This window comes from Clostridium tarantellae, from assembly GCF_009295725.1.
GTDB classification, from domain to species: Bacteria; Bacillota; Clostridia; order Clostridiales; family Clostridiaceae; genus Sarcina; species Sarcina tarantellae.
Window position 1 is genome coordinate 1 of record NZ_WHJC01000193.1, and the last position, 6424, is coordinate 6424.

The following is a 6424-nucleotide window of genomic DNA, read 5'->3' on the forward strand; positions in this document are numbered from 1 at the left end:
ATATTATAAAAAATGTATACAAACGACAAAATATGAGTTAAAATAAACATGTGGAACAAAAGTAATAAATTTACTAAAGGAAGGAAGATTAAATTATGAACAAAAGATTAAAAGCTACAATCGCTGTATTAACTTGTGCCTTATGTATAGGTTTAACTACGCCAAAAAAGGCATTTGCATGGGATAGTAAAGAAAGTGCTATGGAATTAGATACACATAAACTTATTTCATTACAAGCATTAGAAATTATTAAAAATGATATGGGTAATGATAAAGCAATAATGGACAACCTTAAAATTATTGAAGAAAATGCTTTTAATTATAGAAAAGGAACTGTAGATCCTGACTGGGGAAATGTTGGAAAAGAACGTGATTATCAATTATATCAAGATCACTTTTTTGATCCAGATACAATGAAGAATTTTACTTCTAGTAAAACATATCTTTTATCTGAAATAAAGGATAATGCAGAAAGTCAATCAAGAAGTTATTTTTCAAGAGCAGTTGCAAATTGGAAAGATGGAAATTATTCAGAAGCATCATACCTTTTAGGTAAATGTTTACATTACATAGAGGATTTAAATCAACCACATCATGCGTTAAACTGGATAGCAACAGAAACACCAGCTCACTGTAAGTTTGAACAATTTATGGAAGCGCGTAAAGAAAAATTTACAATAAGTACTATGGGTGAAGATAAGGCAGAATTTGAAATGATGATGGACAAGCCAGCAGTTGACTTTGTAAGTCATCAATGCTTTAAATATGCTAAAAAAGCTAAAACTTTAAAACCATTAGTTTCTATATATAATAGTAATGAAGATTGGGAAGAAGCAGGAAAAATAGGTATGGAAAATGCACAAAAATGTAGTGCTACTATAGTTTATAGATTCCTACAAGAAGTTTCTCATACTAAAAATGTAAAATTAACTGCTCCTATTGGAAATGTACATGCTATAATTTCAGTAGAAGATGAGAAGAGTGCTGGAACAGATGACTACATCTATTTCGGATTAGTTTTAAAAGATGGTAGAAAAATAGAATTTAACTGTGATTTACCTGGAAATGACTTTGAAAGAGGAACTACAGGAGGATATCAATTCTCTGTAGATGATGAAAATATAAAACCACAAGATATTTCTAAAGTATACTTAAGAAAAGCAAGAAGTGCTAATGCAGCAGGAGATGTTAAATTTAAATCTCTAGAAGTTTATATGCAAGGACAAAGAATTGCTAAAGAAGAAATGCATAAGTGGTTATCAGGAAATGCAACTTATGAAGTTAATTGTAATATAAAATAATTATTTTATAAATATTTAAAACATATATAAGTTAAAAGTCTATATCTATGTGTATGAAGACTTAAAAGAGTGAGTAATTAATATGCTCACTCTTTTGCTATAAATTTTCATTTGTATATAATAGTTTACAAATAAGTTGATAAATTACGGTTTTTATTGTAAAAAAAAAATTGTTATGTTATCATTAATAATATATATGTTTATCAAAATTTATACGTATGCTTAGGAGGGTTTCTTATGAGGGAAGCACTAGTAGTTGTGGAAGCGATTTTAGCAATAATAATTTTAATTGCTATTATGTTACAACCAAGTAAAGCGGATGCATTAAGTGGTTTAATACAAGGAAGCAATAATCAATCATTCTTTTCTAAAAATAAGGGAAGAACTAAAGAATCAATGCTTGTTAGACTAACAGTAATATGTTCAATTTTATTTGCTATAAATACAATTGCTTTAAACTTAATTAAATAAAATTTTTGATTTTATAGTCGTCTTTTAAAAGCATAGGACGGCTTAAAAATTTTATTAATATTTTCTAAGGTGTACTATAAGTTTTAGTGCACCTTTATTTTGAACAAAAAACAATATTTATATTTATATAAATATTTATATAAAATAAATTGCTAAATTTTTTTGAAAAAGAGATGAATATTTAGATCTTTTAAAAGAAATATAATTATGAAGTTTGTAAATAAATACTTTAAAAATTAGTTTAAATAATACATAAATTAAATTTAGTAAAGTACATATTTAAAAATTTAATAGATTAAATAATAGATAATATATTAAAAAATATGATTTGTATAAGGGAAAAGTAATTATAAATAATAATTAATATATTAGTTTTCCTACATTAAAATTATAAAATAAACATATCATATTAATATATAATGAGCAATTTGTCTTAAAAGAATATTAAACATTATTTGTTAGTGAAAATTCCTGACGAAATGATAATGTGCAACAAGACATGGAGGAATATAGATGAAAATTAAAAATGTATTATTAAATTTTATGAAAGAAGAAGCTTATAGACCAATGGAAATTCCAAATTTGGCTAAAATGTTTAATATACCCAAACCAGAGTATAAGCTTTTTAAAAAAGCTATAAAAACAATGGAGAAGGAAGGACTTTTAGCTAGAGATGAATTTGATAGAATTGGTTTAGCAGAAAAAATGGGGCTAGTTGCTGGAAAAATTCAAGTTCATCAAAAGGGATTTGCTTTTGTAATTCCAGATGAGGAAGGAATGAAAGATGTATTTATACCTAAAACACAATTAAATGGTGCGATGAGTGGAGATAGAGTATTAGCTAAAATAGTTAGTGAAAGTGGCAATGGCAAAAAGTGTGAAGGTGAAATAGTTAAAATAGTTGAAAGAGTAAATAAAAATATTATAGGAATTTATGAAGATAATAAAAGCTTTGGTTTTGTATTACCAGAGGATCAAAGAATACAAAATGATATTTTTATTTCTAAAAAAGATAGGAATGGAGCTAAACAAGGCGAAGTGGTAATGGTTGAGATTACTAAATGGCCAGATAAAAATAGAAAAAATCCAGAAGGAATAGTTACTGAAGTTCTAGGTAAAAGAGGAGATGTAGGACTAGATATACTAACAATAATAAAAAAATTTGGCTTACCTGAAGAATTTCCAGAAGAAGTATTAAAATGGGCTGAAGATATAGAAGAACAAATAAAACCAGAAGAAATAAAGGGAAGATTAGATTTAAGAGATGTTAAAATGGTAACCATAGATGGGGAAGATGCTAAAGACTTAGATGATGCAGTTTCCATAGAAAAATTACCTAATGGAAACTATAAGTTAGGAGTTCATATAGCAGATGTTACTCATTATGTAACAGAAAAAGATCCGTTAGATAAAGAAGCTTTTGAAAGAGCTACTTCTGTTTATTTAATAGATAGGGTTATTCCAATGCTTCCTAGAAAATTATCCAATGGAATTTGTTCTTTAAATCCTAAGGTAGATAGATTAACATTAAGTTGTATTATGACTATAGATGATAAGGGTAAAGTTATAGAGCATGAAATTCATGAAAGTGTTATAAGAACAAATGAAAGAATGACTTATACAGATGTTACTAAAATTTTAAGAGATAATGATAAAGATCTTATTGATAAATATAGTGATTTAGTAGAAGATTTTAAAACTATGGAAGAACTTTGTAAAATCTTAAATAAAAAGAGATTAGATAGAGGAGCTATAGATTTTGATTTTGAAGAATGTAAAATAATATTAAATGAAAAAGGTAAACCAATTGAAATAAAACCTTATGAAAGAGCTATTGCAAATAGAATGATAGAGGAATTTATGCTAGTAGCTAATGAAACTGTAGCAGAGCATATGAAGTGGACTGAAAGACCATTTGTATATAGAATTCACGAAGAACCAGATTCAGATAAACTTCAAAAATTTAAAGAGTTTGTGTATAACTTAGGATATAAAATAAAATGGAATGAAGAAATTAATCCTAAAAACCTTCAAGCTGCTTTAAAAGAAGTTAAAGGTAAAAATGAAGAGGCTATAGTAAGTACATTATTATTAAGATGTATGATGCAAGCTAGATATTCACCTGAATGTGCAGGTCATTTTGGCTTAGCAGCAGAGTATTATTGTCACTTTACATCTCCAATAAGAAGATATCCAGATCTTCAAATACACAGAATAATAAAAGAACATTTACATGGTGCTATTAATGATAAAAGAAATAAAAAGTTAAGAAATATTGTTGATTCAGCATCAAAACAATCTTCAGAGATGGAAAGAGTTGCTCAGGAGGCTGAAAGAGAAGTAGATGACTTAAAGAAAGCTGAATATATGAAAGATAGAATAGGTGAAGAGTTCCAAGGAATGATTTGTTCAATAACAGGGTTTGGTGCTTTTGTTGAACTTCCTAACACTATAGAAGGATTAGTTCATATAACAAGCTTTAGAGATGATTACTATATTTATGATGAAGATAGACTTACTTTAGTTGGCGAAAGAAATAAAAAGCTTTATAAGCTAGGTGATAAAGTTAAAGTTGTTTGTTCAAAGGTTGATATACCAAATAGAGAAATATACTTTGAAATAGTAGAGGATAAATATACTCTTGAAGAAAAAGCAGAAAGAGAAGAAGCTAAAAAAATTCAAGAAGAGAAGTTATCTAAGATAAGAGAAGAATTAAATGAAGAAAATTGGGAAGAATATGCTGAAGACGTAAGAGAAATGAATGTAAATACAGCAGAGATTGAAGGTCAGTTTTTTGATGACGAATTAATAGAAGTAGTTGAAGAAGAAAATTTAAAAGTTCCTAGTTTTTCAGAAAATAATATGGATGAAGAAGATGAAACTGGAGTATTTTAATAAAAAATATTATTAATTTTTTATTTTAATTATTTGTAAAGAATAATTTGAAAAAGTATAAATAGTTTAAAAGATGATTTTTGTATTAAATAGGAATCATCTTTTTTTATGTAATAAAATAATAATAAGTATTTAATTAATGTTAATATAAGAATTGCACTTAGAACAATAACTTGTCATATTATAAAGAAAACTATATTAGGAGGACTTTAAATTGGCTTCATTAATAGAAGATTCAATATATGAAATTATTTGTAAACATAGTTATACTTTTTTAAAAAAGAAAAATGTAATTGGAATAGGATTAGGATATAAATTTATTAAAGGTTTTGATACTGGGGAACCAAGTCTTCATATTTTGGTTAAAGATAAAATTAATTTAAATAATTTATATAAAAATGATAGGATTGAAAAAAGTTTTTTTGGTATAAAAACTGATGTTATAAAAATTGGAGAATTTAAAGAAAGTAATTCTTTGAAAGGTTTACCATTAACTCCATCAAAGTTTCAATCAAAAGTAAGACCTATACGAGCAGGATATAGTATTAGCGCTACTAAAGGAAAATATGCTGGAACTATAGGAGCAGTAGTATTTAGTAATGAAAAAAATAAACCATGTATTTTAAGTAATAATCATGTGTTGACATATAATAATACTTTGGGGAAAGGTACTAGTATAATACAGCCTGGAGGTAAAGATAGTAAAATTTCTTCAGAGAATAAAATTGCGAAGGTACAAAAATTAATTAAATTAAAATTTTTTAATGGTTTAAAGATAACTTCTGTAGAAGATTACCCAGTAAATTATGTAGATTGTGCTATTGCTAAGATTAATTCTAAAATTGAGTATGATACTACTATAGAAAGGATAGGAGTTATAAATAATACAATAATGCCAGAAGTAAATATGCCAATTCGAAAAATAGGAAGAAGTACTGCATATACGACTGGAAGAATAAGAACAATAAAAGCTATAGTTTTGTTAAGTTATGCAAATGGAGATTGTTTTTTTAAAGACCAAATATTAGCAACAAATATGAGTAAAGTAGGAGATTCGGGTGCTTTAGTTTTAGGTAAAAATAATAATGTAGTAGGACTATTAAATGGTAACTCTGAAGATGCTACATTTATAAATCCTATAGATCCAGTATTAAAACTTTTAAATATTCACTTTTAAAAAATTATATAAAGATAAAAAGCGTTAGGGGTAAAGTATATGAGTAATAATTATTATGTTAAAGAAAGAATGTTTGCTTTTGGTGCAAAATTTGATGTGTATGATAAAAATGGTAAAGAAATTTTTTATGCAGAAGCTGATAAATTTGATATAGGTAAAAATATAAGTATTTATAAATCAGATGGTGGAAGAAAAGTCCTTTATATGGAACAACAAATAAGAATAGGTGCTCATAAGTATGAAGTCTTTGATTTAGATGGTATACATGTAGCTACTATAAAAAAAGAATTTATGACGCCTGTTTATAATATAAGTGGTAAATATGGAAATATAATTATGGAGTCTAATAGTATTTTTGGAAGAAACTATAATGTTTTTAAAGAAGGCGTTATTATAGGTGCTATAGAGAAAGAGTGGAATATTTTTGGAAAAGATAGGTATAGCCTCATAGTAAAAGATAAAGATTATACAATATTTTTAGTTGGTCTTTTAATTATGATTGATATGATAAGATTTCATGAAGATTAATTTACAAAAAGTAATAGAACTGAAAATTAATCAATTATTTAAAATATTAATC

The 6424-nt window shown here is 26.2% G+C and carries 5 protein-coding genes; all 5 read left to right on the top strand.

What is annotated here, in order from left to right:
* Positions 1-95 precede the first annotated feature (95 nt).
* The 5 genes from GBZ86_RS11155 to GBZ86_RS11175 all read left to right on the top strand — a co-directional run bounded on the left by GBZ86_RS11155 (position 96) and on the right by GBZ86_RS11175 (position 6372).
* Positions 96-1301 carry a zinc dependent phospholipase C family protein gene (locus tag GBZ86_RS11155; protein WP_152890685.1) on the top strand — a complete coding sequence of 402 codons (1206 nt, stop codon included), beginning with the start codon at positions 96-98 and terminating at the stop codon, positions 1299-1301.
* 237 nt (positions 1302-1538) lie between these two features.
* The gene (gene secG / locus GBZ86_RS11160) at positions 1539-1772 is read left to right on the top strand and encodes a preprotein translocase subunit SecG (RefSeq protein WP_152890687.1); all 234 of its coding nucleotides are present in this window, start codon (positions 1539-1541) and stop codon (positions 1770-1772) included.
* Between the two features lie 513 nt (positions 1773-2285).
* Positions 2286-4667 (top strand): ribonuclease R, encoded by a 2382-nt coding sequence (gene rnr, locus GBZ86_RS11165; RefSeq protein WP_152890689.1) that lies wholly within the window; start codon positions 2286-2288, stop codon positions 4665-4667.
* Between the two features lie 214 nt (positions 4668-4881).
* Entirely contained in the window at positions 4882-5844 is a 963-nt protein-coding gene (locus tag GBZ86_RS11170; RefSeq protein ID WP_152890691.1) for a hypothetical protein, read from the top strand.
* 39 nt (positions 5845-5883) lie between these two features.
* On the top strand, positions 5884-6372 hold the full coding sequence (locus tag GBZ86_RS11175) for an LURP-one-related/scramblase family protein (protein ID WP_152890693.1): 489 nt from the start codon (positions 5884-5886) through the stop codon (positions 6370-6372).
* The last annotated feature ends 52 nt before the right edge of the window (positions 6373-6424 follow it).

What these genes read in the sequence shown, in the direction of transcription:
- GBZ86_RS11155 (WP_152890685.1), top strand. Translation starts at nt 96, where the DNA reads ATGAACAAAAGATTAAAAGCTACAATCGCTGTATTAACTTGTGCCTTA.
- secG (WP_152890687.1), top strand. Translation starts at nt 1,539, where the DNA reads ATGAGGGAAGCACTAGTAGTTGTGGAAGCGATTTTAGCAATAATAATT.
- rnr (WP_152890689.1), top strand. Translation starts at nt 2,286, where the DNA reads ATGAAAATTAAAAATGTATTATTAAATTTTATGAAAGAAGAAGCTTAT.
- GBZ86_RS11175 (WP_152890693.1), top strand. Translation starts at nt 5,884, where the DNA reads ATGAGTAATAATTATTATGTTAAAGAAAGAATGTTTGCTTTTGGTGCA.